General features: G+C 70.8%; 21 protein-coding genes. 11 read left to right on the forward strand and 10 right to left on the reverse strand.

Features of this window, described 5'->3' with window-relative positions:
* Positions 1–18: 18 nt before the first annotated feature.
* Positions 19–1,635 (forward strand): methionine--tRNA ligase, encoded by a 1,617-nt coding sequence (gene metG, locus ACF1AG_RS13405; protein WP_359600480.1) that lies wholly within the window; start codon positions 19–21, stop codon positions 1,633–1,635.
* Between the two features lie 76 nt (positions 1,636–1,711).
* Here the strand turns inward: metG and ACF1AG_RS13410 are convergent, their stop codons facing one another.
* The gene (locus ACF1AG_RS13410) at positions 1,712–2,419 is read right to left on the reverse strand and encodes an SDR family oxidoreductase (RefSeq protein ID WP_359600478.1); all 708 of its coding nucleotides are present in this window, start codon (positions 2,417–2,419) and stop codon (positions 1,712–1,714) included.
* A 101-nt stretch (positions 2,420–2,520) separates the two neighbouring features.
* Here ACF1AG_RS13410 and ACF1AG_RS13415 point away from each other — a divergent pair, with 101 nt between their 5' ends.
* The 3 genes from ACF1AG_RS13415 to ACF1AG_RS13425 all read left to right on the forward strand — a co-directional run bounded on the left by ACF1AG_RS13415 (position 2,521) and on the right by ACF1AG_RS13425 (position 4,023).
* Entirely contained in the window at positions 2,521–3,372 is an 852-nt protein-coding gene (locus ACF1AG_RS13415; RefSeq protein WP_359600477.1) for a helix-turn-helix transcriptional regulator, read from the forward strand.
* Positions 3,373–3,502: 130 nt separating this feature from the next.
* Complete coding sequence (locus tag ACF1AG_RS13420) at positions 3,503–3,868, forward strand: PH domain-containing protein (RefSeq protein ID WP_093764358.1); 366 nt, start codon at positions 3,503–3,505, stop codon at positions 3,866–3,868.
* A 17-nt stretch (positions 3,869–3,885) separates the two neighbouring features.
* On the forward strand, positions 3,886–4,023 hold the full coding sequence (locus tag ACF1AG_RS13425; RefSeq protein WP_359600475.1) for a hypothetical protein: 138 nt from the start codon (positions 3,886–3,888) through the stop codon (positions 4,021–4,023).
* Between the two features lie 295 nt (positions 4,024–4,318).
* On the opposite strand, the gene aspS is transcribed toward ACF1AG_RS13425, so the two are convergent.
* Positions 4,319–6,082 (reverse strand): aspartate--tRNA ligase, encoded by a 1,764-nt coding sequence (gene aspS / locus ACF1AG_RS13430; protein WP_359600473.1) that lies wholly within the window; start codon positions 6,080–6,082, stop codon positions 4,319–4,321.
* 179 nt (positions 6,083–6,261) lie between these two features.
* On the opposite strand from aspS, the gene ACF1AG_RS13435 reads away from it, so the two are divergent.
* Positions 6,262–8,406, forward strand: a complete 2,145-nt coding sequence (locus ACF1AG_RS13435; RefSeq protein ID WP_359747813.1) for a SpoIIE family protein phosphatase — start codon at positions 6,262–6,264, stop codon at positions 8,404–8,406.
* Between the two features lie 67 nt (positions 8,407–8,473).
* Here the strand turns inward: ACF1AG_RS13435 and ACF1AG_RS13440 are convergent, their stop codons facing one another.
* Entirely contained in the window at positions 8,474–9,454 is a 981-nt protein-coding gene (locus ACF1AG_RS13440) for a pirin family protein (RefSeq protein ID WP_359607492.1), read from the reverse strand.
* Between the two features lie 110 nt (positions 9,455–9,564).
* Positions 9,565–10,029 carry an SseB family protein gene (locus ACF1AG_RS13445; protein ID WP_019525905.1) on the reverse strand — a complete coding sequence of 155 codons (465 nt, stop codon included), beginning with the start codon at positions 10,027–10,029 and terminating at the stop codon, positions 9,565–9,567.
* 163 nt (positions 10,030–10,192) lie between these two features.
* Here ACF1AG_RS13445 and ACF1AG_RS13450 point away from each other — a divergent pair, with 163 nt between their 5' ends.
* The 3 genes from ACF1AG_RS13450 (at position 10,193) to ACF1AG_RS13460 (ending at position 13,820) form a co-directional block, all read left to right on the forward strand.
* Entirely contained in the window at positions 10,193–12,019 is a 1,827-nt protein-coding gene (locus tag ACF1AG_RS13450) for an acyl-CoA dehydrogenase (RefSeq protein WP_387795972.1), read from the forward strand.
* A 118-nt stretch (positions 12,020–12,137) separates the two neighbouring features.
* A complete protein-coding gene (locus ACF1AG_RS13455) occupies positions 12,138–13,436 on the forward strand; it encodes a M18 family aminopeptidase (protein WP_359607489.1) in 1,299 nt (432 codons plus the stop codon).
* 126 nt (positions 13,437–13,562) lie between these two features.
* Entirely contained in the window at positions 13,563–13,820 is a 258-nt protein-coding gene (locus tag ACF1AG_RS13460) for a DUF6458 family protein (protein ID WP_102637585.1), read from the forward strand.
* Here the strand turns inward: ACF1AG_RS13460 and ACF1AG_RS13465 are convergent.
* Complete coding sequence (locus ACF1AG_RS13465; RefSeq protein WP_387795973.1) at positions 13,796–15,658, reverse strand: NHL domain-containing thioredoxin family protein; 1,863 nt, start codon at positions 15,656–15,658, stop codon at positions 13,796–13,798. The genes ACF1AG_RS13460 and ACF1AG_RS13465 overlap by 25 nt on opposite strands.
* Positions 15,659–15,763: 105 nt before the next feature.
* Between ACF1AG_RS13465 and ACF1AG_RS13470 the strand changes: the two genes are divergently transcribed.
* The gene (locus tag ACF1AG_RS13470) at positions 15,764–16,258 is read left to right on the forward strand and encodes an LURP-one-related/scramblase family protein (protein ID WP_391809761.1); all 495 of its coding nucleotides are present in this window, start codon (positions 15,764–15,766) and stop codon (positions 16,256–16,258) included.
* Positions 16,259–16,294: 36 nt separating this feature from the next.
* On the opposite strand, the gene ACF1AG_RS13475 is transcribed toward ACF1AG_RS13470, so the two are convergent.
* Positions 16,295–17,089: a carbon-nitrogen family hydrolase gene (locus ACF1AG_RS13475; RefSeq protein WP_387795978.1), complete on the reverse strand. Its 795-nt coding sequence runs from the start codon at positions 17,087–17,089 to the stop codon at positions 16,295–16,297.
* 219 nt (positions 17,090–17,308) lie between these two features.
* Between ACF1AG_RS13475 and ACF1AG_RS13480 the strand changes: the two genes are divergently transcribed.
* Complete coding sequence (locus tag ACF1AG_RS13480) at positions 17,309–18,133, forward strand: maleylpyruvate isomerase family mycothiol-dependent enzyme (protein ID WP_359608133.1); 825 nt, start codon at positions 17,309–17,311, stop codon at positions 18,131–18,133.
* A 356-nt stretch (positions 18,134–18,489) separates the two neighbouring features.
* Here the strand turns inward: ACF1AG_RS13480 and ACF1AG_RS13485 are convergent, their stop codons facing one another.
* Both ACF1AG_RS13485 and ACF1AG_RS13490 read right to left on the reverse strand, forming a co-directional pair.
* Positions 18,490–19,803: a nitrate/nitrite transporter gene (locus ACF1AG_RS13485; protein ID WP_387795979.1), complete on the reverse strand. Its 1,314-nt coding sequence runs from the start codon at positions 19,801–19,803 to the stop codon at positions 18,490–18,492.
* A complete protein-coding gene (locus ACF1AG_RS13490; protein ID WP_387795982.1) occupies positions 19,800–20,456 on the reverse strand; it encodes a GntR family transcriptional regulator in 657 nt (218 codons plus the stop codon). Before ACF1AG_RS13490 ends, ACF1AG_RS13485 begins: the two co-directional genes overlap by 4 nt.
* A 198-nt stretch (positions 20,457–20,654) precedes the next feature.
* On the opposite strand from ACF1AG_RS13490, the gene ACF1AG_RS13495 reads away from it, so the two are divergent.
* Positions 20,655–21,557: a D-alanyl-D-alanine carboxypeptidase gene (locus ACF1AG_RS13495; protein ID WP_359608041.1), complete on the forward strand. Its 903-nt coding sequence runs from the start codon at positions 20,655–20,657 to the stop codon at positions 21,555–21,557.
* Between the two features lie 79 nt (positions 21,558–21,636).
* Here ACF1AG_RS13495 and ACF1AG_RS13500 read toward each other — a convergent pair whose 3' ends face one another.
* On the reverse strand, positions 21,637–23,079 hold the full coding sequence (locus ACF1AG_RS13500) for a dihydrolipoamide acetyltransferase family protein (protein ID WP_391809796.1): 1,443 nt from the start codon (positions 23,077–23,079) through the stop codon (positions 21,637–21,639).
* 19 nt (positions 23,080–23,098) lie between these two features.
* On the reverse strand, positions 23,099–24,076 hold the full coding sequence (locus ACF1AG_RS13505; RefSeq protein ID WP_359607944.1) for an alpha-ketoacid dehydrogenase subunit beta: 978 nt from the start codon (positions 24,074–24,076) through the stop codon (positions 23,099–23,101).
* Position 24,077 lies beyond the last annotated feature (1 nt).

Consider the following 24,077-nt stretch of genomic DNA (forward strand, 5'->3'; position numbering starts at 1 on the left):
ACCAGTAGGATTTCGACCATGGCGGCCACTGGATCAGAGAAGCAGGGGGCGAAGGCGTACTACGTCACGACCCCCATCTACTACGTCAACGACGCTCCTCACCTGGGCCACGCCTACACGACCGTCGCAGGCGACGTGCTCACCCGCTGGCACCGCCAGCGTGGCGAGAAGGTGTGGTACCTCACCGGCACGGACGAGCACGGTCAGAAGATCATGCGCACGGCCGAGGCGAACGGGGTCACCCCGCAGGCCTGGGCCGACAAGCTCGTCACGGAGGCCTGGCAGCCCCTGTGGGAGCACCTCGACATCGCGAACGACGACTTCATCCGCACCACGCAGAAGCGGCACACCGACCGCGTCCAGGAGTTCGTGCAGGACCTGTACGACAAGGGCGAGATCTACAAGGGCGGCTACGAGGGCCCGTACTGCGTGGGCTGCGAGGAGTACAAGCTCCCCGGTGAGCTGCTCGACGGCGAGGGCGAGTACGCGGGCCTGAAGCTGTGCACGATCCACAAGAAGCCCGTGGAGATCCTCAGCGAGGAGAACTACTTCTTCAAGCTCAGCGAGTACAGCGAGAAGCTCCTCGCGCACTACGAGGCCAACCCGGGCTTCATCCAGCCCGAGTCCGCGCGCAACGAGGTCGTGAACTTCGTGCGCCAGGGCCTGCAGGACCTCTCCATCTCGCGCTCGACGTTCGACTGGGGCGTCAAGGTCCCGTGGGACGACAAGCACGTCATCTACGTGTGGGTCGACGCGCTGCTGAACTACGCGACGGCGGTCGGCTACAACGAGAACCCGGAGAAGTTCGAGTCGACCTTCCCCGCCGACGTGCACCTGGTCGGCAAGGACATCCTCCGCTTCCACGCGATCATCTGGCCGGCCATGCTGATGGCGCAGGGCCTCCCGCTGCCCGGGAAGGTCGCCGCGAACGGCTGGCTGATGGTCGGCGGCGAGAAGATGAGCAAGTCCAACCTGACCGGCATCAAGCCGCAGGACCTGACCTCGCACTTCGGCGTGGACGCGTACCGCTGGTACTTCCTGCGCGCGATCGCGTTCGGCCAGGACGGCTCCTTCTCCTGGGAGGACTTCTCCGCCCGCTACACCAGCGAGCTGGCGAACGACTACGGCAACCTCGCCTCCCGCGTGGCGGCGATGGTCGGCAAGTACTTCGGCGGTGAGCTGCCGGCCGCGACGGCAGACGGCGACGCGGAGAAGGCGATCCACGACGGCCTGGCGAAGGCGGTCACGGAGGCGGACCGGAAGATCGGCGAGGAGCTGGACTTCCAGGGCGGCATCCTGGCGGTCTTCGACTTCGTGAAGCAGGTCAACGGCTACATCACCGAGCAGGAGCCCTGGAAGGTCGCGAAGGACGACTCGCCGGAGGGCAAGGCCCGCCTGGCGACGATCCTCTACACGGCCGCGGAGTCGCTCCGCGCGGTGGCCGTCCTGCTCAACCCGGTGATGCCGGAGACCTCCCAGAAGCTGTGGGACTCCCTCGGCGCGGAGCCCGCCCTGGGCGCCCTCGCCGACCAGAGGATCCAGGAGGCCGGCACCTGGGGCCGCCTCCCGTCCGGCTCCACGGTCACCAAGGGCGCGGTCCTCTTCCCCCGCCTGGAGGAGAAGCCCGCCGTCTGACCCGCGCACGGCACGACGGAAAGGCCCGGGACCTCGCGTTCCCGGGCCTTTCCGTCGTCGTGCGTCGCTGTTCGGGTCACCAGGGCAGGGGCCCGTTGCGGTCGGTGAAGGTGCCCGTGGGCCCGTCGGGGCCGACGGTCGCCATACGGACGATGATCTCCGCTCCCTCCTCGACGCTCTGGGTGCCGGTGTTGCCGTTGAGATCGGTCCTGGTGAAACCCGGTTCCACGGCGTTGACCCGGAAGTTGGGCAGCGCCTTCGCGTACTGCACAGTGATCATGTTGACCGCGGCCTTGGACGCCGGGTAGGCGACCGCCGGGTAGAAGTGTGCGAACGACTCGGGGTCGGACAGCCGGCTCAGGGACGCCAGGCCGCTGCTGACGTTCACGACGACCGGCGCGGAGGACCGGCGCAGCAGCGGCAGGAACGCGTGGGTGACCCGGACGACGCCGAAGACGTTCGTCTCGAAGGCGGTGCGCATCTCCTCGACGGTGGTGTCCTCACCCTCGGGGATCGCGTTGCCCTCGCCGCGGGGCTCGACCCCGGCGTTGTTGACGAGGACGTCGAGGCCGTCCTCGGCCTCGACGGTCTTGACGGCCGCCTCGACCGAAGCGTCGTCGGTGACGTCGAGCTGCACGAAACGGGCCCCGATGCGTTCGGCGGCCCGACGGCCCCGCTCGGCGTCCCGGGAGCCGACCCAGACGGTGTGACCCGCCTCGACGAGACGGCGGGCGGTTTCGTGTCCGAGGCCCTTGTTGGCCCCGGTGATCAGTGTGGTGGTCATGGCTTCACTGTCGCTTTGTCCCTCCGGGCCGGCCAGAACACTCCTTTTCCTGGGACTCGCAGTACCAGGCACCCGCCGTCGACGCGCGGTTCACTGGAGACATGGCGACGACGGAGCTGGGACGGGCGCTGCGCCGCTGGCGCGATCGGGTCGCCCCGCGGTCGGCCGGTCTGCCGGAAGGCGGACGGCGGCGGGCGGCGGGGCTGCGACGGGAGGAGCTGGCCATGCTGGCCGGCGTCTCGGTCGACTACATCGTCCGCCTCGAACAGGGCCGCTCGACCAGCCCCTCGTCCCAGGTCGTCGAGGCGCTGGCCCGCGCCCTGCGGCTGGACCCGAACGAACGCGCCCACCTGTTCCTGCTGGCAGGGCTCGCCCCGCCCGGACCGGAGACGGTGCCCTGCTATCTCACGCCCAGCGTGCAGCGACTCCTTGACCGTCTCGTCGACACCCCGGTCGTCGTCCTGGACGCGGCGATGACCCTGCTGGTGGCCAACCCGATGTACGACGCGCTGATGGGCGACCCGTCCGGGCTGCGCGGTTTCGCCCGCAACCGGGTCTGGAACCACTTCCTCGGCCCGCCCGGCCGGATCAGGCGCACCCCTGAGGAACTGCGGGACTTCGAGACGCGCGTGGTCGCGGAACTGCGGTCCGTGGCCGGCCGCTACCCGGCCGACCCACGGCTGCGTGAACTGATCGACGAACTGCGGGCGCGCAGCGACCGGTTCGGCGAGTTGTGGGACTCGGGGGCCGTGGGCCGCGTGGAGTCCTCCGTCAAGACGATCGACCACCCCGACGTGGGTTCGCTGACGCTGGACTGCGACGTGCTGCGCGTCGACGGCAACGACCTGCGCATCCTCGTCTACTCGGCGGAACCGGGCAGCGAGGCCGCGGAGAAGCTCCGCCTGCTGTCGGTCCTGGGCACGCAGTCGCTCACGCCCCACGGTCCCGCGTAACACGCGCGCTACAGCGCGGCCCCGGAAGGGAACACCCCTTCTCCCGGGGCCGCGCCCTTTGCGAAGATCGTGCCAAGGCGGCCCGAACGTCCGGCCGCCTCGGACGACCACACGTGGGGGAGCACAGACCATGGCACTCTTCGGCAACGCGCACACCGTCGACCCGGCCAAGGCCCAGCAGGACTACGCCCGTCTCCTGGGCCACGGCGAGCAGGTGCACGCGGCGTTCCTGCTGATACGCGACACGATCCTGTTCACGGACCGCCGCCTGATCCTGGTCGACAAGCAGGGCATCACCGGCAAGAAGACCGAGTACCACTCGATCCCGTACCGCAGCATCTCCCACTTCGCGGTGGAGACCGCCGGCCACTTCGACCTGGACGCCGAACTGAAGATCTGGATCTCCGGCTCCCCGGCCCCGATCCAGAAGACCTTCACGAAGGGCGTCGACATCTACGAGGTCCAGGCCATCCTCACCCAGTTCGTCGCCCGCTGACAGGAGGGAACGTTCCCTTGCTCGTCGAACGCGTGAACGCGCCCGCTCAGCAGCCGACTTTCGAAGTCGTGGAAGTCGAGCTGGATTCCACTCCGGCCAGGGACAACTGGAGGAAGCTGATGCAGGACGTCGTCACCCACTTCACGGGACACTGAACGCTCTTCGAAGAGAAGTACCTGGAAGGTAAGAGCGAAGGGAAGGCGGAGGGCAAGGCGGAAGACATCCTGCGTGTGCTGACAGTGCGAGGTGGCCCCATCCCGGACCACGTCCGGCAGCGAGTCGCTGCCTGCCTCGATCTCGACACCCTCACCGCCTGGTTCGACCGCTCCCTGACCGTCTCCACGGCGGAGGACCTCTCACCGATGAGACGCCTGCGTCCTGAGGCCCCGTCAGCGGCAACGTCAAGGGCCCGGACCCTACTTGGATCCGGGCCCTTACCTACGCCACGGACTACTTCGGCTGAGGCTTCCGCACCGACAGGTGCAGCTCCTTCAGGCGGGTCTCCTCCAGCTCCGTCGGCGCGCCCATCATCAGGTCCTGGGCGTTGCCGTTGAGGGGGAAGGCGATGGTCTCGCGGATGTTCGGCTCGTCGGCGAGGAGCATGACGATGCGGTCCACGCCGGGGGCGATGCCGCCGTGCGGCGGGGCGCCGAAGCGGAACGCGCGCAGCATGCCCGCGAACTTGTCCTCGACCGTCTCACGGTCGTAGCCCGCGATCTCGAACGCTTTGAGCATGATCTCCGGCTCGTGGTTCCGGATCGCGCCCGAGGACAGCTCGACGCCGTTGCAGACGATGTCGTACTGCCAGCCCAGGATGTCCAGCGGGTCCTGGGTCTCCAGGGCCTCCAGGCCGCCCTGCGGCATCGAGAAGGGGTTGTGCGAGAAGTCGATCGCGCCGGTCTCCTCGTCCTTCTCGTACATCGGGAAGTCGACGATCCAGCAGAAGCGGAAGACGTTCTCCTCGAAGTGGCCGGCGCGCTTGGCGGCCTCGACGCGGACCGCGCCCATGATCTTCGAGACCTCGTCGAACTCGCCCGCGCCGAAGAAGACCGCGTGGCCGGGGGCCAGCGACAGCCGCTTGGTCAGCTCGGCGACGTTCTCCTCGGTGAGGAACTTCGCGATCGGGCCGGTCAGCGAGCCGTCCTCGCCGACGCGCACCCACGCCAGGCCCTTCGCGCCCTGCGAGACCGCGTAGTCGCCGAGCTGGTCGAAGAACTTGCGCGGCTGGCCGGAGACGTCCGGCACCGGCAGCGCGCGCACGTGCTTGCCGGCGAACGCCTTGAACTCCGAGCCCTCGAAGATGTCGGTGATGTCGACGAGTTCGAGCTGGGCGCGCAGGTCCGGCTTGTCGGAGCCGTACTTCAGCATCGCCTCGCGGAACGGGATCCGCGGGAACGGCGACGTGACGTGGCGGCCGTTGCCGAACTCCTCGAACAGCTCGGTCATGAGCTTCTCGATCGGCTGGAAGACGTCCTCCTGCTCGACGAAACTCATCTCGACGTCGAGCTGGTAGAACTCGCCCGGCGAGCGGTCGGCGCGGGCGTCCTCGTCACGGAAGCAGGGTGCGATCTGGAAGTAGCGGTCGAAGCCCGAGATCATCAGCAGCTGCTTGAACTGCTGCGGCGCCTGCGGCAGCGCGTAGAACTTGCCGGGGTTCAGACGGGACGGGACCACGAAGTCGCGCGCGCCCTCGGGGGAGGTCGCGGACAGGATCGGCGTGGTCATCTCGTTGAAGCCCAGGGCGGTCATCTTCTGGCGGATCGCCGAGATGACCTGAGTGCGCAGCATGATGTTGCGGTGCATGCGCTCGCGGCGCAGGTCGAGGAAGCGGTACTCCAGGCGCCGTTCCTCGTTGACACCGTCCTCGGTGTTGATGGTGAAGGGCAGCGGGGCGGCCTCGCCCAGCACCTCGACCGCGGAGACCTCGACCTCGACCTCACCGGTCGGCAGGTCGGGGTTGACGTTCTCCGCACCGCGCGAGACGACCTTGCCGTCGACGCGGACCACCGTCTCCTTGGAGAGCTTGTCGAGCGTCTCGTACGCCTCGGTGCCCGGACGGGCCACCAGCTGGGTGATCCCGTAGTGATCGCGCAGATCGATGAAGAGGATGCCGCCCAGGTCGCGCCGATTGTGCAGCCAGCCACTCAGCCGGACGTCGGTGCCGACGTCAGAGGCGCGGAGCTCGCCGCAGGTGTGGGACCTGTACCGATGCATCGTCGTTCATCCAGTCTTCGCGGATCGGGGTCGTTGTTTCACGTGAAACTCCCCCCAAGCCTACCGGCCGGGCCAAGATCGCCGCTCCGCACTTTCCCGGGGCCGGCCCAGGGCCACCGAGGGGGCCGGCCAAACGGCATGGGTGGAAGTTTCCGGGAGCATCTTCATAAAGTGGTGCAATGCGCACTGGTGAGCCCCTGCCCGCCCTGGGGGACGTCCTCGCCGCCCTCGGAACCGGCGTGTGGCACTGGGACACCGCATCCGGAGAGGTCACGGTCGATGCCGTCGCAGCAGGGCTGCTCGGGCTGCCCGCCGAGCCGGCCACCCTCACGGAGGCCCAGGTCCGGTCCCGCTTCCACCCCGTCGACTGGAACGAGATCACCGGGATCATCCAGCTTGCCGTCGCCGAGGGCACCCTCGCCGAGGTGCGCATCCGGATCATGGACGCCCGGAACAACGTGATCCGCGTCGTCCGCAGCCGCTCCAAGCCCTCCTACGAAGCCGAGCGCAAGAGCTACGTCCTGACCGGGACCCTCCAGGAGGTGACCGAGCCGGCGCCGGGCACAGCCGCCGCGCGCAGCGCGGTCACCGGCGACTGGAGGCGCTCCCGTGAGGCGTTCCTGCTGGACGCCGGCCGCGCGCTGGCGGAGGCGCGCTCCACCCAGGAGGTGCTGCGGGTCACCGCCAATCTCTCGATGCCGGGGTTCACCCCGGACGGCCTGGCGGTGTTCGGCGTCGAGGGCGACCGGCTCACGATCATCGGCCACCACGGTCACGAGCCCGGCGCCGACAGCCCTTTCTACATGCCCCTCGACACCGACTACCCGGCCGCCGAAGTGGTGCGCACCGGCCGCGCGGTCTACCTCTCCTCCCCGGAGGAGTACAAGGCCCGCTACCCGCTCACCTGGCCGCTCGCGCAGCGCTTCGGCCGCCAGTCCTGGGCCTTCCTGCCGTTGACCGCCTCAGGCCGCACGATGGGCGCCTGGCTGGCGGCCTTCACCTACCCGGTCGCGTTCACCCCGGACGAGCGGTCCGTGCTGACCACGGTGGCCCGGATGCTGGCACAGGCGCTGTCCCGCGCGGGCACGGCGGAAACCGAGAAGGAGCTCACCGAGGGCCTCCAGCGCACGATGATGCCGAAGCTCGGGCCGGGCATCCCGGGCATGGACGTCACCGCCCGCTACGTCCCGACCGGCGGCGGCCTCCAGGTGGGCGGCGACTGGTACGACGTGATCCCGCTGCCCGGGGGCGCCTCCGGGGCGACGTCCGGGGGAGGACGCCTCGCGCTGGTCATCGGCGACGTGCAGGGTCACGACGTACGGGCGGCCGGGCTGATGGGCCAGCTGCGGACAGCGCTGCGGGCGTACGCCTCGGAGGGACACCGGCCGGACGCCGTCCTGTCGCGCGCCTCCCGCTTTCTGCACGGCATCGGCGAGGGCTCGACCGACCTGCGCTTCGCGACCTGTCTGTACGCCGAGGTCGACCCGGCGACGGGGGTGCTGGAGGTGGCCCGCGCCGGGCATCCCGAGCCGGTGATCCGGATGACCGACGGGACGGTGCTGACCCGGCCGACGGAGGGCGGGCTGCCGCTGGGCATCGACCCGGACGCCGACTACCCGACCACCCGGCTGATCCTGGAGCCCGGTGAGACGCTGCTGATCTGCACGGACGGGCTGATCGAGACCGGCGGGCACGACCTGGACACCGGCTGGCAGCGGCTGCGGGACATTCTCGAGCGGCACCACGGCACGCAGGAGGAGCTGGCCGACGCGCTGGTGCAGGCGGTGCACGGCCCCTCCTCGCACCACACCACCGGGCCGCTGGCCGACCGACGCGAGGACGACATAGCGCTGCTGCTGCTCACCCGGCAGGGCGCCGACTGCGGCTGCGGCGCCGAGGACACGCCTCGGCCCCCGGTGCGCCGCACGGCGCTCACGGTGGCGCAGGCCGAGCCGGAGCGGGTGTCCGTCGCCCGGCAGCAGCTGCGCGAGCTGCTGCACGACTGGGACTCGCCGGACCAGGTGGACTCGGCGGTGCTGCTGCTGTCGGAGGTGTTGACCAACGTGCTGGTGCACACCGACTCCGACGCGCTGCTGCTCGCCGAGGTCACGGACGGCGGCGACGGCCGTCGCATCCGGGTCGAGGTCACCGACTCGGGTGACGACCTCCCGCATCCGCGCCGCCCCGGCGAGCTGGCGTCCTCGGGTCGCGGCCTGCTGCTGATCGAGCTCCTCGCCCACACCTGGGGCGTCGCCCCGCGCGGCCGCGGCAAGAGCATCTGGTTCGAGCTGTACGAACAGAAGAACGGCGACGGCCCCGGGTGACCGGGGCCGTCGCCGCGACATCCCGCGCGCGGACCGGGACTCGGTCCTGGCCCGCGCGGACCGGGACCTAGTCCTGGTCCGGGCCCTTCTCCGTCATGCCGTGGACGGCGGGGACGGTGCCGAGGCGGCCCTTCTGGAAGTCCTCGAAGGCCTGCATCAGTTCGTCCTTGGTGTTCATCACGAACGGCCCGTAGTGCGCCATCGGCTCACGGATGGGCCGGCCGCCGAGCAGGACGACCTCCAGGTCCGGCGTGTGGGAGTCCTGCTTCTCGTCCGCCCGGACGGTCAGCGAACCGCCGGCGCCGAACACCGCGGTCTGGCCGAGGTGGATCGGACGCCGCTCGGCACCCACCGCGCCGCGCCCGGCCATGACGTACGCCAGGCCGTTGAAGTCCTCCCGCCAGGGCAGGGTGACCTCCGCGCCGGGGGCGAGCGTCGCGTGGATCATCGTGATCGGCGTGTGGGTGATGCCCGGGCCCTCGTGGCCGTCCAGCTCGCCGGCGATGACGCGGAGCAGCGCGCCACCGTCGGGGGAGGTGAGCAGCTGGACGCTGCGGCTGCGGATGTCCTGGTAGCGGGGCGCCATCATCTTGTCCTTGGCGGGGAGGTTCACCCACAGCTGGAGGCCGTGGAACAGCCCGCCGGACATCACCAGGTGCTCCGGCGGCGCCTCGATGTGGAGCAGGCCGGAGCCGGCCGTCATCCACTGGGTGTCGCCGTTGGTGATGGTGCCGCCACCGCCGTTGGAGTCCTGGTGGTCGAAGATCCCGTCGATGATGTAGGTGACGGTCTCGAAGCCGCGGTGCGGGTGCCAGGGGGTGCCCTTGGGCTCGCCCGGCGCGTACTCCACCTCACCCATCTGGTCCATCATGATGAACGGGTCGAGATGGCGGTAGTTGATCCCCGCGAACGCCCGGCGCACCGGGAATCCCTCGCCCTCGAAGCCGCTGGGAGCGGTCGTGACGGCCAGCACGGGTCGTGCCACGGCGTCGGCGGGAGTGGTCACACGGGGCAGCGTCAACGGGTTCTCGACGGTCACTGCAGGCATCGGTACCTCCTCGGGTACGCCCACTTTAGTTGAGCGTTGAACTTCTTGCCACCTCGAACGGAGAAAGCCCGGAGGGAATTCCCTCCGGGCTCCGCACGAGGACGACGGATCTAGCCATACATCCGGCGCATCGCGAACTCGACCATCTGCTCCACGGCCTTGGCGTCGAACACCATCCGGTGCTCGCCCTCCATGTCGAGCACGAAGCCGTAGCCGGTGGGCAGCAGGTCGATCACCTCGGCGCCGGTGATCACGAAGTACTTGGACTCCTTGCCGGCGTACCGCCGCAGCTCCTTGAGCGACGTGAACATGGGGATCACGGGCTGCTGGGTGTTGTGCAGGGCGAGGAAGCCGGGGTTGTCACCGCGCGGGCAGTAGACCTTGGACGTCGCGAAGATCTGCTGGAAGTCCTCCGCCGCCATCTGGCCCGTGGTGAACGCGCGCACGGCGTCGGCGAGCGAGGGCGCGGACGGTTCGGGATACGCCGGCGCCTGCTGCCCGTACCCGCCCGGCATCTGTTGCTGCGGCGGCACGTAACCCTGCTGGGTCCCCGCACTCTGGTCGTAGCCGTACATGGCGCACAGACTACTGACCTCGCGCGAGGGCTGGGTCACAGATGTCCGGATCAGGGTTGCTTCTTATTACCGACGGGTAGCATCATCGTAGCTACTTGTCGGTATGCGAATCAGTTGCGAGGAATCAGTCCCTCGCCGATCCCTCTCTAACGGAGCCGTCGCCATGGGGCACTACAAGTCGAATCTCCGCGACATCGAGTTCAACCTCTTCGAGGTACTCGGGCGCGACAAGCTGTACGGCACGGGCCCGTTCGAGGAGATGGACGTCGAGACCGCGAAGAGCATCCTGGAGGAGCTGGCCCGCCTCTCCGAGAACGAGCTCGCGGAGTCCTTCGCCGACGCCGACCGCAACCCGCCGGTCTTCGACCCGGAGACCAACACCGCGCCGGTCCCCGCGTCCTTCAAGAAGAGCTACCAGGCCTTCATGGACTCCGAGTACTGGCGGCTCGGCCTGCCCGAGGAGATCGGCGGCACCACCTCGCCCCGCTCCCTCATCTGGGCCTACGCCGAGCTGATCCTGGGCGCCAACCCGGCCGTGTGGATGTACTCCTCGGGCCCCGCCTTCGCGGGCATCCTCTTCGAGGAGGGCAACGAGGTCCAGAAGCACATCGCGAAGATCGCCACGGAGAAGCAGTGGGGCTCCACGATGGTGCTCACCGAGCCGGACGCCGGCTCGGACGTCGGCGCCGGCCGCACCAAGGCCGTGCAGCAGGAGGACGGCTCCTGGCACATCGAGGGCGTGAAGCGCTTCATCACCTCGGGTGAGCACGACATGTCGGAGAACATCCTCCACTACGTGCTCGCGCGTCCCGAGGGCGCCGGCCCGGGCACCAAGGGCCTGTCCCTCTTCCTCGTCCCGAAGTACCTCTTCGACTTCGAGACCGGCGAGCTGGGCGAGCGCAACGGCGTCTACGCCACGAACGTCGAGCACAAGATGGGCCTGAAGGCCTCCAACACGTGCGAGATGACGTTCGGCGACAAGCACCCCGCCAAGGGCTGGCTGATCGGCGACAAGCACGACGGCATCCGCCAGATGTTCCGCATCATCGAGTTCGCCCGCATGATGGTCGGCACGAAGGCGATCTCCACGCTGTCCACGGGCTACCTGAACGCCCTGGAGTACGCCAAGGAGCGCGTCCAGGGTCCCGACCTGGCGAACTTCATGGACAAGTCGGCCCCCAAGGTCACCATCACCCACCACCCCGACGTGCGCCGCTCGCTCATGACGCAGAAGGCGTACGCGGAGGGCATGCGCGCCCTGGTGATGTACACCGCGTCGGTCCAGGACGCCATCCAGCTCAAGGAGGCGAACGGCGAGGACGCCTCCACCGAGCACGCGATGAACGACCTGCTCCTGCCGATCGTCAAGGGCTACGGCTCCGAGAAGGCCTACGAGCAGCTCGCCCAGTCGCTGCAGACCTTCGGCGGCTCCGGCTTCCTGCAGGAGTACCCGATCGAGCAGTACATCCGGGACGCCAAGATCGACACCCTCTACGAGGGCACCACCGCGATCCAGGGCCAGGACTTCTTCTTCCGGAAGATCGTCCGCAACCAGGGCGCCGCGCTGAACTCGCTCGCCGAGGACATCAAGAAGTTCCTCGCGATCGGCGAGGGCGGCGAGGAGCTGGCGGGCGCCCGCGAGCACCTGGCCAAGGCGGCCGTCGAGCTGGAGGCCATCGTCGGCCTGATGCTCACCGACCTCGCGGCCACCGAGAAGGACACCAAGAACATCTACAAGGTGGGCCTGAACACCACCCGCCTGCTGATGGCCTCCGGTGACGTCGTCGTCGGCTACCTGCTGCTCAAGCACGCCGCGATCGCCGCCGAGAAGCTCCCGACGGCCTCCGCCAAGGACAAGGCGTTCTACACCGGCAAGATCGCGGCGGCGAAGTTCTTCGCGGCCAACGTCCTGCCCGGCGTCACCCTGGCCCGCAAGGTCGCCGACGGCGTCGAGCTGGACCTGATGGAGCTGGACGAGGCGGCGTTCTAGTCGCTTCCGGGCCCTTACGGGATCTCCCCGTACAGACCCGCACGCAACCAGGCCGGACCCCCGCGAGGGCCCGCTCCCGCACCGGGAAGCGGGCCCTCGCGCTCGTTAAGGTGAACCCATGAGCGAACCCCCCCGCTTCGACCGCGGCCACACCGACGACCTCATGACCTTCCTCGCGGCGAGCCCCACGCCGTACCACGCCGTGGCGAACGCCGCCGAGCGGCTGGAGAAGGCGGGCTTCAGGCAGGTCGCGGAGACGGACGCCTGGGACGGCACGGCAGGCGGCAAGTACGTGCTGCGCGGCGGCGCGATCGTCGCCTGGTACGTCCCCGAAGGGGCGGACCCGCACACGCCGTTCCGGATCGTCGGCGCGCACACCGACTCCCCGAACCTGCGCGTCAAGCCGCGGCCCGACAGCGGGGCGCACGGCTGGCGCCAGGTCGCCGTGGAGATCTACGGCGGACCGCTGCTCAACTCCTGGCTCGACCGCGACCTGGGCCTGGCCGGGCGGCTGTCCCTGCGCGACGGCACGACCCGCCTGGTCGACGTGGACCGGCCGCTGCTGCGGGTCCCCCAGCTCGCCATCCACCTGGACCGCGCCGTCAACTCCGACGGCCTCAAGCTCGACAAGCAGCGGCACATGCAGCCGGTGTGGGGCCTGGGCGAGGACGTCCGTGACGGCGACCTCATCGCCTTCCTGGAGGAGACCGCGGGGCTCGCCGAGGGCTCGGTCACCGGCTGGGACCTGATGGTGCACCCCGTCGAGCCGCCCGCCTACCTGGGCCGCGACCGCGAGCTGGTGGCGGGCCCGCGCATGGACAACCTGCTGTCCGTGCACGCCGGCACGGCCGCGCTCACCGCGGCGGCCGGACGCGGCCCGGAGCTGCCGTACATTCCCGTGCTCGCCGCCTTCGACCACGAGGAGAACGGCTCCCAGTCCGACACCGGCGCCGACGGGCCGCTGCTCGGCGGTGTGCTGGAGCGTTCGGTGTTCGCGCGCGGCGGGTCGTACGAGGACCGGGCCCGCGCCTTCGCCGGGACCGTCTGCCTGTCCTCCGACACCGGTCACGCCGTGCACCCCAACTACGCCGAGCGGCACGACCCGACGCACCACCCGCGCGTCGACGGCGGCCCCATCCTCAAGGTCAACGTCAACAACCGCTACGCCACTGACGGTTCGGGACGCGCGGTGTTCGCCGCCGCCTGCGAGAAGGCCGGGGTGCCCTTCCAGACGTTCGTCTCCAACAACGCGATGCCGTGCGGCACCACGATCGGCCCGATCACCGCGGCCCGGCACGGCATCAGGACGGTCGATATCGGCGTGGCCATCCTGTCGATGCACAGCGTCCGCGAACTCTGCGGCGCCAAGGACCCGTTCCTGCTGGCGAACGCCCTGACGGCGTTCCTGGAGGGCTAGTTCGGACCGCCTCCCACCAGCGGTTTCCTGAGCGGCGGTCAACTCCCCTGCGCCCGCAGGCGCATGGGAGCCCTCCCTCCGGGTACCCGGGTCGCACCGGAAAGACCGGACAGGGAGGCGACACCTATGGGCCTCGGCGGATGCATCATCCTCATCGCCGTGGGAGCAATCCTCACGTTCGCGACCGACTGGGACATGCAGGGTGTCAACCTTGACCTGGTCGGCATCATCTTCATGATCGTCGGACTGATCGGCGTCGCGACCTTCAGCAGCATCGCCCGGCGTCGGCGGGTCGTGGTGCCCCCCGCCACCCCCGTGGTGGACGATCCGGCCCGTCCGCACCACCACACGCGCGACGGCTACAGCGACGGGTACGGCGCCTGACCGGACGCCGGGCCCGGGCCGTCCGCACCGGACAGCTCCAGGACCAGCCGGTCCGTGCCTCCCACGCCGGGACGCACGGGCAGCCGCCACTCACGGCGGTGCACATGGCAGGCCGGATGGAGCACCTCCGGGCCGGCGTCGCACGAAGCCGCCGTCGCCACGACATGCAGCACCCCCTGCCCCACGGCGGGGTCGGTCTCGAGGGCGCGGGAGAGGTCACTCCCCGCGCCCTCTCCGCTGCGCAGCAGCTCGGGCGGTGAGGCCGACACGAGCAGGCGGGTCGCGGGGCCGTCCCGCGTGTCCAGCTTCTGGCCGGGCGGCGGGGTGAAGGCCACCTCCAGGTGCACGGGCCCCACGGCGATCCCGGTGACGGACCGCTCCGTGCCCGTCCGAGGGCCCCGCACCTCCGCGGGGAGCCGCAGCCTGGTCAGCCGGTGCCGCGCCGACTCCACCACCACGACGTCCTCACCGACGACCACGGCGCCGCTGGGCTCGCGCAGATCACCGGCCAGGGTGGTCACCTCGCCGGTGGCCGGGTCGTAGCGGCGCAGCGCCTGGTTGTAGGTGTCGCAGATCGCCAGGGAGCCGTCGGGCAGCGCGGTCACCCCCAGCGGATGCTGGAGCAGCGCCCCGTCCGCGGGCCCGTCCCGGTACCCGAAGGCGAACAGTCCCGCGCCGACGGCGGTACGCACCTGTCCGTCCGTCCCGAGCAGGCGCAGCGCGGAGCTCTCCGAGTCGGCCACCCACAGCCCGTCCGCCGTCACCGCGAGCCCCGAGGGCTGCGCGAACAGGGCCTCCTTCGCCGGTCCGTCGACGAGCTGCTCCCCACCGGTCCCGGCCTCGCGGGCGACCGTGCCGGCGGCGGGGTCGTAGGACCAGAGCTGGTGGATGCCGGCCATCGCGATCCACACCTTGTCGCGCCACCGGACGACGTCCCAGGGGGAGGACATGCGCACCTCCCGGGCCGGGCCGTCCGTCGGGTTCCCGGGGCGCCAGGGGGAGCCGGTGCCGGCGAGGGTGGTCACCTCGCCCGACTCCGGGTCGAGGCGCCTCAGGGCGTGGTTGACGGTGTCGGCGACGACCACGGCGCCGTCCGGGAGCAGGGCGAGCCCCTGCGGCTCCTGGAAGCGGGCCCGGGCGGCCGGTCCGTCCACCAGGCCCCGCTCGCCGCTGCCGAACCGCCTGAGGACCGTCTCCCCGTCCCCGGCCAGTTCCACCACCTGGTGCCGGTTGGTGTCCGTGACCAGGAACGTCCCCGACGGCAGCCGCAGCACCTTGCCGGGGAACCGCAGCACCGTCGGCTCCGGCTCGGGCGGCGCGTACGGGAGGTCGCCGCGCCGGAGCGTGCCCTTCGCCGCGTGCTCGGCCTCCAGCTCGGTCACCAGCCGCTCGATCTCGGGCACGTGCCCCTCACCGGAGTACGTGGCCACGACGTACCCTTCCGGGTCGACGACCACCAGCGTCGGCCAGGCCCGCACCGCGTACTGCGTCCACGTCGTCAGCTCGGGGTCGTCCAGAACGGGATGCGCGACCGCGTACCGTTCCACGGCGTCCGCCACCGCCGCGTGCTCCGCCTCGTGCGGGAACTTCGGCGAGTGCACGCCGATCACCACGAGCGTGTCCCGGTGCCGCTCCTCCAGCTCACGCAGCTCGTCGACGACGTGCAGGCAGTTCACACAGCAGAACGTCCAGAAGTCGAGCAGCACGACACGTCCGCGCAGGCCGGCGAGGGTGTACGCGGCGCCGCCCGTGTTGAGCCAGCCGCCCTTCCCCGCGAGCTCGGGCGCCCGCACGCGTGCGGACCGGCGGACGGGGGGAGCGGAGGCGGCGTGTTCCATACGTCCAGCGTGCCACCGGCGGGAGCCGCACGCGGGTGGGGCGGGGCTCCGCCCGTCGGCCTAGTGGCGGCGTCGGACGGGGCGGTGCGGGGAACCCCTCGGCGCATGAGACTTCTCGTACGGGACCGGATCCTCGGCATCGGGGACGACTACTGGATCGAGGACGACCGCGGCAACAAGGTCTTCCTCGTCGACGGCAAGGCGATGCGGCTGCGGGACACCTTCGAGCTGAAGGACGCCCAGGGGCACGTGCTCATCGACATCCACAAGAAGATGCTCGCGCTGCGGGACACCATGGTGATCGAGCGGGACGGCGAGCCGCTCGCGACGGTGCGGCGCAAACGGTTGTCGCTGCTGCGCAACCACTACCGGGTGTCCCTGGCGGACGGCAGCACCGAGCTGGACGTCAGCGGGCGGATCCTCGACCGGGAGTTCGCCGTCGAGTACGACGGCGAACTCCTCGCGGTGATCTCCCGCCGGATGCTGACCCTCCGCGACACCTACGGCGTCGACATCGTGCGCGACGACGCCGACCCGGCGCTGCTGATCGCGGTGGCGGTGTGCGTGATCCACCTGGCGGAGAAGGAACGGGAGGAGTAGCGCCGCCCCCCGCCGGACCGGCGCGGGCCGTCCAGGTCAGCGGCGAGGGCCGTCCAGGCCCAGGACGCGGTCCTTGAGCGCCGGGAAGCGGTCCCGGGTGCCCGCCACCGTCGCCGGGTCGAAGTCGACCGTCAGGACCTCCTCGCCGGGGCCCGCCTCGGCGAGGACCTCACCCCACGGGTCCACCACGACCGAGTGGCCCGCCTGCGGAACCCCCGCGTGCGTCCCGGCCGTTCCGCACGCGAGGACGAACGCCTGGTTCTCCACGGCGCGCGCCCGCGCCAGCAGCGTCCAGTGCGCGCGGCGCCGTTCGGGCCAGCCCGCCGGGACGACGAAGGTCTCCGCGCCGGCGTCGACCAGACCGCGGAAGAGCTCGGGGAAGCGCAGGTCGTAACAGGTCGCCACGCCGACGACGGTGTCCGGCAGACGGACCGTCACCAGCGCCTCGCCCGCCCCCATCAGCACGGCCTCGCCCTTGTCGAAGCCGAAGCGGTGGATCTTCCGGTAGGACGCGGCGAGTTCGCCCGAGGGGGAGAAGACCAAGGAGGTGTTGTACAGGGTGCCGTCGGGGTCCCGCTCCGGGACGGACCCCGCGTGCAGCCAGACGCCGGCCTCGCTCGCCGCCTTGGCCATCGCCTCGTACGTCGGCCCCTCCAGTGGTTCCGCCTCGGTGCCGAACCCCTCGTAGGCGAAGGCGCCCGTGGTCCACAGCTCGGGGAGGACGACGAGATCCGCCCCGGCCTGATCACGCACCAGGGCGGCCACCCGGCGCCGACGCGAATCGACCGATTCGTCCTCGTTCACGGCGACTTGCAGCAAGGAAGCGCGCACACTACCACCGTCCTGGCATTCGACCCGCGTCCACGGGCCTACGATCGTCACACGAAAGCACTGCCGGGGTGCCTGCCAGCAGCGTAACTTGGGGGTCCCGCCGGTTCGAGCGAAGCCGAGAACCGGAGGAGACCCGAGACACCCGCGCAGTGCAGCCATCGCCCACTGGCACCGCCGCCACAACCTGCCCGTGTACCGACCGCCGAGGGGTCCCGTTCCGTGAGTCTGCATCCCGCCCTCCAGCCCTACGCCGACGCCTGGTCCCACTCCATCGAGGCGATATCCGAGCTGGTGCAGCCGCTGCCGGAGGCCGACTGGAACCGGCGCACGCCCTGCCCGGGCTGGTCGGTCCGTGACGTGGTCTCCCACGTCATCGGCCTCGACTCCGAGATGTACGGCGACCCCCGGCCGATCCACACGCTGCCGCGCGACCTGTTCCACGTCACCAACGACCACCAGCGGTACATGGAGATGCAGGTCGACGTGCGCCGCCACCACACGGCGCCGGAGATGACCTCCGAGCTGGAGCTGATGATCATCCGGCGCAACCGCCAGCTGCGGAACGAGTCCCGCGACCCCGGCGCCAAGGTGCGCGGGCCGTTGGGCACGGAGCTGACGCTGGAGCAGTCGATGCGCCGGCACGCCTTCGACGTGTGGGCGCACGAGCAGGACCTCCGCACGGCTCTCGGCCGCCCCGGCAACCTCGACTCCCCCGGTGCGCTGGTCGCCCGCGACGTCCTGCTCGACGAACTTCCGCGCGTCGTCGCCGACCTGGCGCAGGCGCCGCGCAGCTCCGCGGTGGTCGTGGACGTCCACGGCCCGGTGGAGTTCCTGCGCACGGTCCGCGTCGACATCCAGGGCCGCGGCACCCTCGAAACCGCCCCCGCACTCGGCCCGGCCGCCGCGCTCGCCCTCGACTGGGAGACCTACGTCCGCCTGGCCTGCGGCCGCGTGACGGTGGACTCGGTCGCGGACCGCATCAAGACGGAGGGCGACCAGGACCTGGCCGCGGCGATCCTCCGCCACTTCGCGGTCACGCCGTAACAGGGGGCGAACCCTTCACCCCGCCGGACCCCGGCCCGGGCGGCCCGCGCACCCGACACGGCCAACCGCAGCCCGCGGGCAGTCGTGCCGCCCAGGCAGGCGCGGTCGGCACCTGCCGCGGCCAACCGCAGCCTGCGGGCACTCGTGCCGCCGGGGCGATGGGGGTACCTCCCGCTCGAGCGAAGCCGAGAGTGGGGGAGGGTGGGCGCAGGCGGCACCCCCGAGGGGACCCGGCCAGGCACCGACGCTCCAGCCCTCGGCGACCCGGGCCGACACGGCAGTGAGCAGCCCGGTCCCTCGGAAAGGGTGGCAGGGCCCCGCGAACCGTCCGCGTCCGGCCGGCGGCCTCCGGGCCGTCAAGCCGGGACGTGGACCGTCGACACCCTGCTGGCGACCAGCCGCTCCCGCTCCCGGCGGGCAGCCCTCCTGCGGAGGCGGAGGATCTGCGTGACGCCCAGCGCCTGGAGGACGAAGACCGCCGAGAAGGCGACCGCGTAGTCGTCACCCGTGGCGTCCAGCAGCACGCCGATCGCGAACAGCGTCGTCATCGAGGCGACGAACCCGCCCATGTTGGTGATGCCGGACGCCGTACCCTGCCGCTCCGGCGGGTTGGCCGGGCGGGCGAAGTCGAAGCCGATCATCGACGCCGGGCCGCAGGCCCCCAGCACCGCGCACAGCACGATCAGCAGCCACATCGGCGCCCTGTCCCCCGGCCAGGCCAGCGTGACGGCCCACAGCAGGGCCGTCGAGCCCACCGTGCCGAGCGCCAGCGGCAGCCGCGCCCCGTGGTGCCGGGCGACGACCTGGCCGTAGACGAGGCCGACGGCCATGTTGGCCAGCACCACGAGGGTGAGCAGTTCACCGGCCACCGCGCGGGACAGCCCCTGCGCCTCGACCAGGAACGGCATGCCCCACAGCAGCAGGAACACCATCGCCGGGAACTGCGTCGTGAAGTGCACCCACAGACCCAGCCGGGTTCCCGGCTCCCGCCAGGACGCGGCGATCTGCCGGCGGACGTAGGCGGCGCCCCGGTGGGAGACCGGCTCCGGCTCGTGGCCCTCGGGGTGGTCCTTGAGGAACAGCAGCACCAGGACGAGGACCACGACCCCGGCGAGCGAGCTGCCCGCGAAGGCCGCCGTCCAGCCGATGCCGTGCAGCAGCCGGGCCAGGACCAGCGTGGAGACGAGGTTGCCGGCCATGCCGATCAGTCCGGCCATCTGCCCGACCAGCGGCCCGCGCCGCGCGGGGAACCACCGCGTGCCCAGCCGCAGCACGCTGATGAACGTCATCGCGTCGCCGCAGCCGAGCAGCGCGCGGGCGGCGAGCGCCATGCCGTACGACGGGGAGAGGGCGAAGCCGAGCTGTCCCAGGGTGAACAGCACCGCGCCCAGGCTCAGCACCTTCTTGGTGCCGAGGCGGTCCACCAGCAGGCCGACGGGTATCTGCATGCCCGCGTAGACCAACAGCTGGAGGATGGAGAACGTCGACAGGGCGGAGGCGCCCACGTCGAAGCGCTCGGCCGCGTCGAGCCCGGCCACGCCCAGGGACGTGCGGAAGATGACGGCGACGAAGTAGACGGAGACGCCGATCCCCCAGACGGCGAGCGCGCGCCGCCCTCCGGGCGGGTCGCCGGGCAGGGTGCCGGCGACGCGCGTGGTGGTGCCGCTCATCGCACCTCTCCCCGCGCCAGGTGGGAGAACCACCCGACGTGCCGGTGGACGACGGCCACGGCCGCGTCCGCGTCACCGGAGCGCAGCGCGCCGAGGATCTCCTCGTGCTCGGCGAGGGTCTTGGCGATGCGGTCGGGGTGGGAGTGCATCACGGCCTGGCCCATGCGCAGCTGACGGTCGCGCAGCTGGTCGTAGAGGCGGGAGAGGATCTCGTTGCCGCCGCTGCGGACGATCTCGGCGTGGAAGCACCGGTCGGTGACGGAGGCCGCGGCGAAGTCGCCGGCGGCCGCCTCCTCCTTCTGACGCGCGAGCAGCTCTTCCAGGCGCGCGATGAGACCGGGGGGCGCAGGCACGGCCTTGCGCGCCGCGTGCTCCTCCACGAGCAGCCGGGTCTCGACGACGTCGGCGATCTCCTGCGCGGAGACGGGCAGCACGAGCGCGCCCTTCTTCGGGTAGAGCTTGATCAGCCCTTCCGCCTCGAGCCGCAGCAGGGCCTCGCGCACGGGCGTGCGGGAGACGCCCACGGCCTCGGCCAGCTCCCCCTCCGTGAGCAGCGTCCCGCCCTCGTACGTGCGCTCGAGCACGCCCTGCTTGACGTGGGCGTAGACACGGTCGGCTGCGGGGGGACGCTTCGCGGGGGCGGACACACTCATGCGGACACCATAGATACAACAGGTACGCATGGAAGCATCCGTCCACGATGCGAAACACCGCGTGCCGGGAAAATGCGCCCTTCTCCCGTACAACCATCCCTTCGGCGTACGGGTCAGACTCGTGCGGCCCTTTCCGTGCGGCCGCTCCTCAACCCGGCCGCGCAGCACGGCCATTCACGGTAAATCGGGGTATCTGACTTGAATATCGCCATCCAGGGCATCCGCTTCCGCAGAGCCGCCGGCGTCGTCGTGACCACCGGCGCCGTGCTCGCCTCCGGTGCCCTCTACGCGGCGCCGGCGCAGGCCGCCGCCCCCGTTCCCTCCGTCGTCGCCAAGGGCGGCTTCGTGATCAACAACGCGAACGGCAAGACGCTGTACACGAAGCTCGGGGACACCCGCCGCGCCACCGGCTCCACCACGAAGATCATGACCGCGAAGGTCGTGCTCGCCCAGAAGAACCTGAACCTGAACGCCACGGTCACGATCCAGAAGGCCTACAGCGACTACATCGTGTCGAAGAACGCCTCCTCCGCGCGGCTGATCGTCGGCGACAAGGTCACCGTCCGCCAGCTGCTCTACGGTCTGATGCTCCCGTCCGGCTGCGACGCCGCGTACGCGCTGGCCGACAAGTTCGGCACCGGCAAGACCCGCGCGGCCCGCGTGAAGTCCTTCATCGGCAAGATGAACGCCGATGCGAAGAAGCTGGGCCTGAAGAACACCCACTTCGACTCGTTCGACGGCATCGGCAACGGCAAGAACTACTCGACGCCGCGCGACCTGACGAAGATCGCGAGCGGCGCCATGAAGAACGCGACCTTCCGCTCGATCGTGAAGACGAAGAAGTACACCGCGAAGACGAAGACCAAGACGGGCGGCACCCGCACCATGGCGCCGTGGGTCAACACCAACACCCTGCTCAACAGCTACAGCGGCACCCTCGGCGTGAAGACCGGCTCGGGCCCGACGGCCAAGTACTGCCTGGTCTTCGCCGCGACCCGCAAGGGCAAGACGGTCGTCGGCACCGTCCTCGCCTCCTCCTCCGCCGCCCAGCGCGAGAAGGACGCGAAGGCCCTCATGAACTACGCGTTCAGCAAGATCTGACCTGTCCGGGTCCCCCCGGACGCGCGGAGGGGCGCCGCACACCTGGTGTGCGGCGCCCCTCCCGTCGTACGACCGGCCGTCAGGCCCAGGTGATCAGCCGCTTCGGCTGCTCCAGGATCGCCGCCACGTCGGCGAGGACCTTGGAGCCGAGCTCGCCGTCGACCAGGCGGTGGTCGAAGGACAGGGCCAGGGTGGTGACCTGGCGCGGCTTGACCTTGCCCTTGTGGACCCACGGCTGCGGCTTGATCGCACCGACCGCGAGGATCGCGGACTCGCCCGGGTTGAGGATGGGCGTGCCCGTGTCGACGCCGAAGACGCCGACGTTGGTGATCGTCACCGTGCCGCCCTGCATGGCGGACGGGGAGGTCTTGCCCTCCCGGGCCGTGGACACCAGTTCGCCCAGGGACGCGGCCAGTTCGGGCAGCGTCCTGGCGTGGGCGTCCTTGATGTTCGGCACGATCAGACCGCGCGGGGTGGCCGCCGCGATGCCCAGGTTCACGTAGTGCTTGACCACGATCTCCTGCGCCGCCTCGTCCCACGAGGCGTTGATGTCGGGGTTCCGCCTGATCGCGACCAGCAGCGCCTTGGCGATCAGCAGCAGGGGGTTCACGCGCAGGCCCGCGAACTCCTTGTCCTGCTTCAGCTCCTCGACCAGCTTCATCGTCCGGGTCACGTCGACCGTCACGAACTCCGTGACGTGCGGCGCGGTGAACGCGGAGCCGACCATCGCCGCCGCCGTCGCCTTGCGGACGCCCTTGACGGGGATGCGCGTCTCGCGGCCGGAGTCGTACGACGCCGGGGCCGCGGGCCGGTCCGCCGGGGCGGGGGCGGCCGGGGCGGCCTGCTGGGCCGCGGGAGCCGTCTGCTGCGGTGCCTGGGCCGCGGCGACGGCCGCGTGGACGTCCTCGCGGGTGACGACGCCGTCCGGGCCGGTCGGGACGACCGTCGCCAGGTCGACGCCCAGGTCCTTGGCCAGCTTGCGCACCGGCGGCTTCGCCAGCGGACGCTGAGCGGGAGCCGCGGGGGCGGCCGGTACTGCGGGGGCCGCCGGAGCCGCCCCGTGGCCGTTCAGCTCGGCCTGAACCGCCGAGGCCGCTTGCCGGGCCGCCGGGTCCTGCGCCTGCTTGCGCGGGCGGCGGCGGGTGGAGGACGTGGCGACGCCGTAGCCGACCAGCACCGGCTGACGGGCCGCGGGCTGCTCGGCGGGCTGCTCCGGCTCCGCGGCGGGGGCGGGGGCCGCGGGGGCCTCCTCCTGCGCCGGGGCCGCGCCGCCCGCCACCTCCACCGCGATGATGGACGTGCCCACGTCGACCGTGGTGCCCTCGGGGAAGTGCAGGGCGCGCACCACACCGTCGTAGGGGATGGGCAGCTCGACGGCGGCCTTGGCCGTCTCGACCTCGCAGACCGCCTGGCCGTCGGTGACGGTGTCACCGGGCTGGACGAACCACTTGAGGATCTCGGCCTCGGTGAGGCCCTCGCCCACGTCCGGCATCTTGAACTCGCGTACGGACGCGTTCGTCATCGTCGTCACGACCCTCTCCTCAGTACGCCAGCGAGCGGTCGACGGCATCGAGCACCCGGTCCAGGTCGGGGAGGTAGGACTCCTCCAGACGGGCCGGCGGGTACGGCGCGTGGTAGCCGCCCACCCGCAGCACCGGGGCCTCCAGGTGGTAGAAGCAGCGCTCCGTGATCCGGGCGGCGATCTCCGCGCCGGAGCCGAAGAACACCGGCGCCTCGTGCACGACGACCAGACGGCGCGTCTTCTCCACCGACGCCTGTACCGCGTCGAAGTCGATCGGGGAGACCGAGCGCAGGTCGAGGACCTCCAGGTTGCGCCCCTCCTCGGCCGCCGCGTCCGCGACCTCCTGGCAGAGCTTCACCATCGGGCCGTACGCGGCGAGGGTCAGGTCCGTGCCCTCGCGGACCACGCGCGCCTTGTGCAGCGGGCCGGGGATCGCCTCGGTGTCGACCTCGCCCTTGTCCCAGTAGCGGCGCTTCGGCTCGAAGAAGATCACCGGGTCGTCGCTCTGGATGGCCTGCTGCATCATCCAGTACGCGTCCGACGCGTTCGACGGCGACACGATCTTCAGACCGGCCACGTGCGCGAACAGCGCCTCGGGCGACTCGGAGTGGTGCTCCACCGCGCCGATGCCGCCGCCGTACGGGATGCGCACGACGACGGGCATCTTGACCTTGCCCAGCGCGCGGGCGTGCATCTTCGCGAGCTGCGTGACGATCTGGTCGTACGCGGGGAAGACGAAGCCGTCGAACTGGATCTCCACCACCGGGCGGTAGCCGCGCAGGGCCAGGCCGATCGCCGTGCCGACGATGCCCGACTCGGCGAGCGGGGTGTCGATGACGCGGCTCTCGCCGAAGTCCTTCTGCAGGCCGTCCGTCACCCGGAACACGCCGCCCAGCTTGCCGACGTCCTCACCCATGACGACGACCTTCGGGTCCGCGTCCAGGGCACGCCGCAGCGACTCGTTGATCGCCTTGGCCAGAGCCATCTTCTCAGCCATG

The sequence above is a fragment of the Streptomyces sp. NPDC014764 genome, from assembly GCF_043082785.1.
Lineage (GTDB): Bacteria > Actinomycetota > Actinomycetes > Streptomycetales > Streptomycetaceae > Streptomyces > Streptomyces althioticus.

Coding starts and splice junctions, on each gene's coding strand:
- metG (WP_359600480.1), top strand. CDS start 19: ATGGCGGCCACTGGATCAGAGAAGCAGGGGGCGAAGGCGTACTACGTC.
- ACF1AG_RS13410 (WP_359600478.1), bottom strand. CDS start 2,419: ATGACCACCACACTGATCACCGGGGCCAACAAGGGCCTCGGACACGAA.
- ACF1AG_RS13415 (WP_359600477.1), top strand. CDS start 2,521: ATGGCGACGACGGAGCTGGGACGGGCGCTGCGCCGCTGGCGCGATCGG.
- ACF1AG_RS13420 (WP_093764358.1), top strand. CDS start 3,503: ATGGCACTCTTCGGCAACGCGCACACCGTCGACCCGGCCAAGGCCCAG.
- aspS (WP_359600473.1), bottom strand. CDS start 6,082: ATGCATCGGTACAGGTCCCACACCTGCGGCGAGCTCCGCGCCTCTGAC.
- ACF1AG_RS13435 (WP_359747813.1), top strand. CDS start 6,262: ATGCGCACTGGTGAGCCCCTGCCCGCCCTGGGGGACGTCCTCGCCGCC.
- ACF1AG_RS13440 (WP_359607492.1), bottom strand. CDS start 9,454: ATGCCTGCAGTGACCGTCGAGAACCCGTTGACGCTGCCCCGTGTGACC.
- ACF1AG_RS13445 (WP_019525905.1), bottom strand. CDS start 10,029: ATGTACGGCTACGACCAGAGTGCGGGGACCCAGCAGGGTTACGTGCCG.
- ACF1AG_RS13450 (WP_387795972.1), top strand. CDS start 10,193: ATGGGGCACTACAAGTCGAATCTCCGCGACATCGAGTTCAACCTCTTC.
- ACF1AG_RS13455 (WP_359607489.1), top strand. CDS start 12,138: ATGAGCGAACCCCCCCGCTTCGACCGCGGCCACACCGACGACCTCATG.
- ACF1AG_RS13460 (WP_102637585.1), top strand. CDS start 13,563: ATGGGCCTCGGCGGATGCATCATCCTCATCGCCGTGGGAGCAATCCTC.
- ACF1AG_RS13465 (WP_387795973.1), bottom strand. CDS start 15,658: ATGGAACACGCCGCCTCCGCTCCCCCCGTCCGCCGGTCCGCACGCGTG.
- ACF1AG_RS13470 (WP_391809761.1), top strand. CDS start 15,764: ATGAGACTTCTCGTACGGGACCGGATCCTCGGCATCGGGGACGACTAC.
- ACF1AG_RS13485 (WP_387795979.1), bottom strand. CDS start 19,803: ATGAGCGGCACCACCACGCGCGTCGCCGGCACCCTGCCCGGCGACCCG.
- ACF1AG_RS13490 (WP_387795982.1), bottom strand. CDS start 20,456: ATGAGTGTGTCCGCCCCCGCGAAGCGTCCCCCCGCAGCCGACCGTGTC.
- ACF1AG_RS13500 (WP_391809796.1), bottom strand. CDS start 23,079: ATGACGAACGCGTCCGTACGCGAGTTCAAGATGCCGGACGTGGGCGAG.
- ACF1AG_RS13505 (WP_359607944.1), bottom strand. CDS start 24,076: ATGGCTGAGAAGATGGCTCTGGCCAAGGCGATCAACGAGTCGCTGCGG.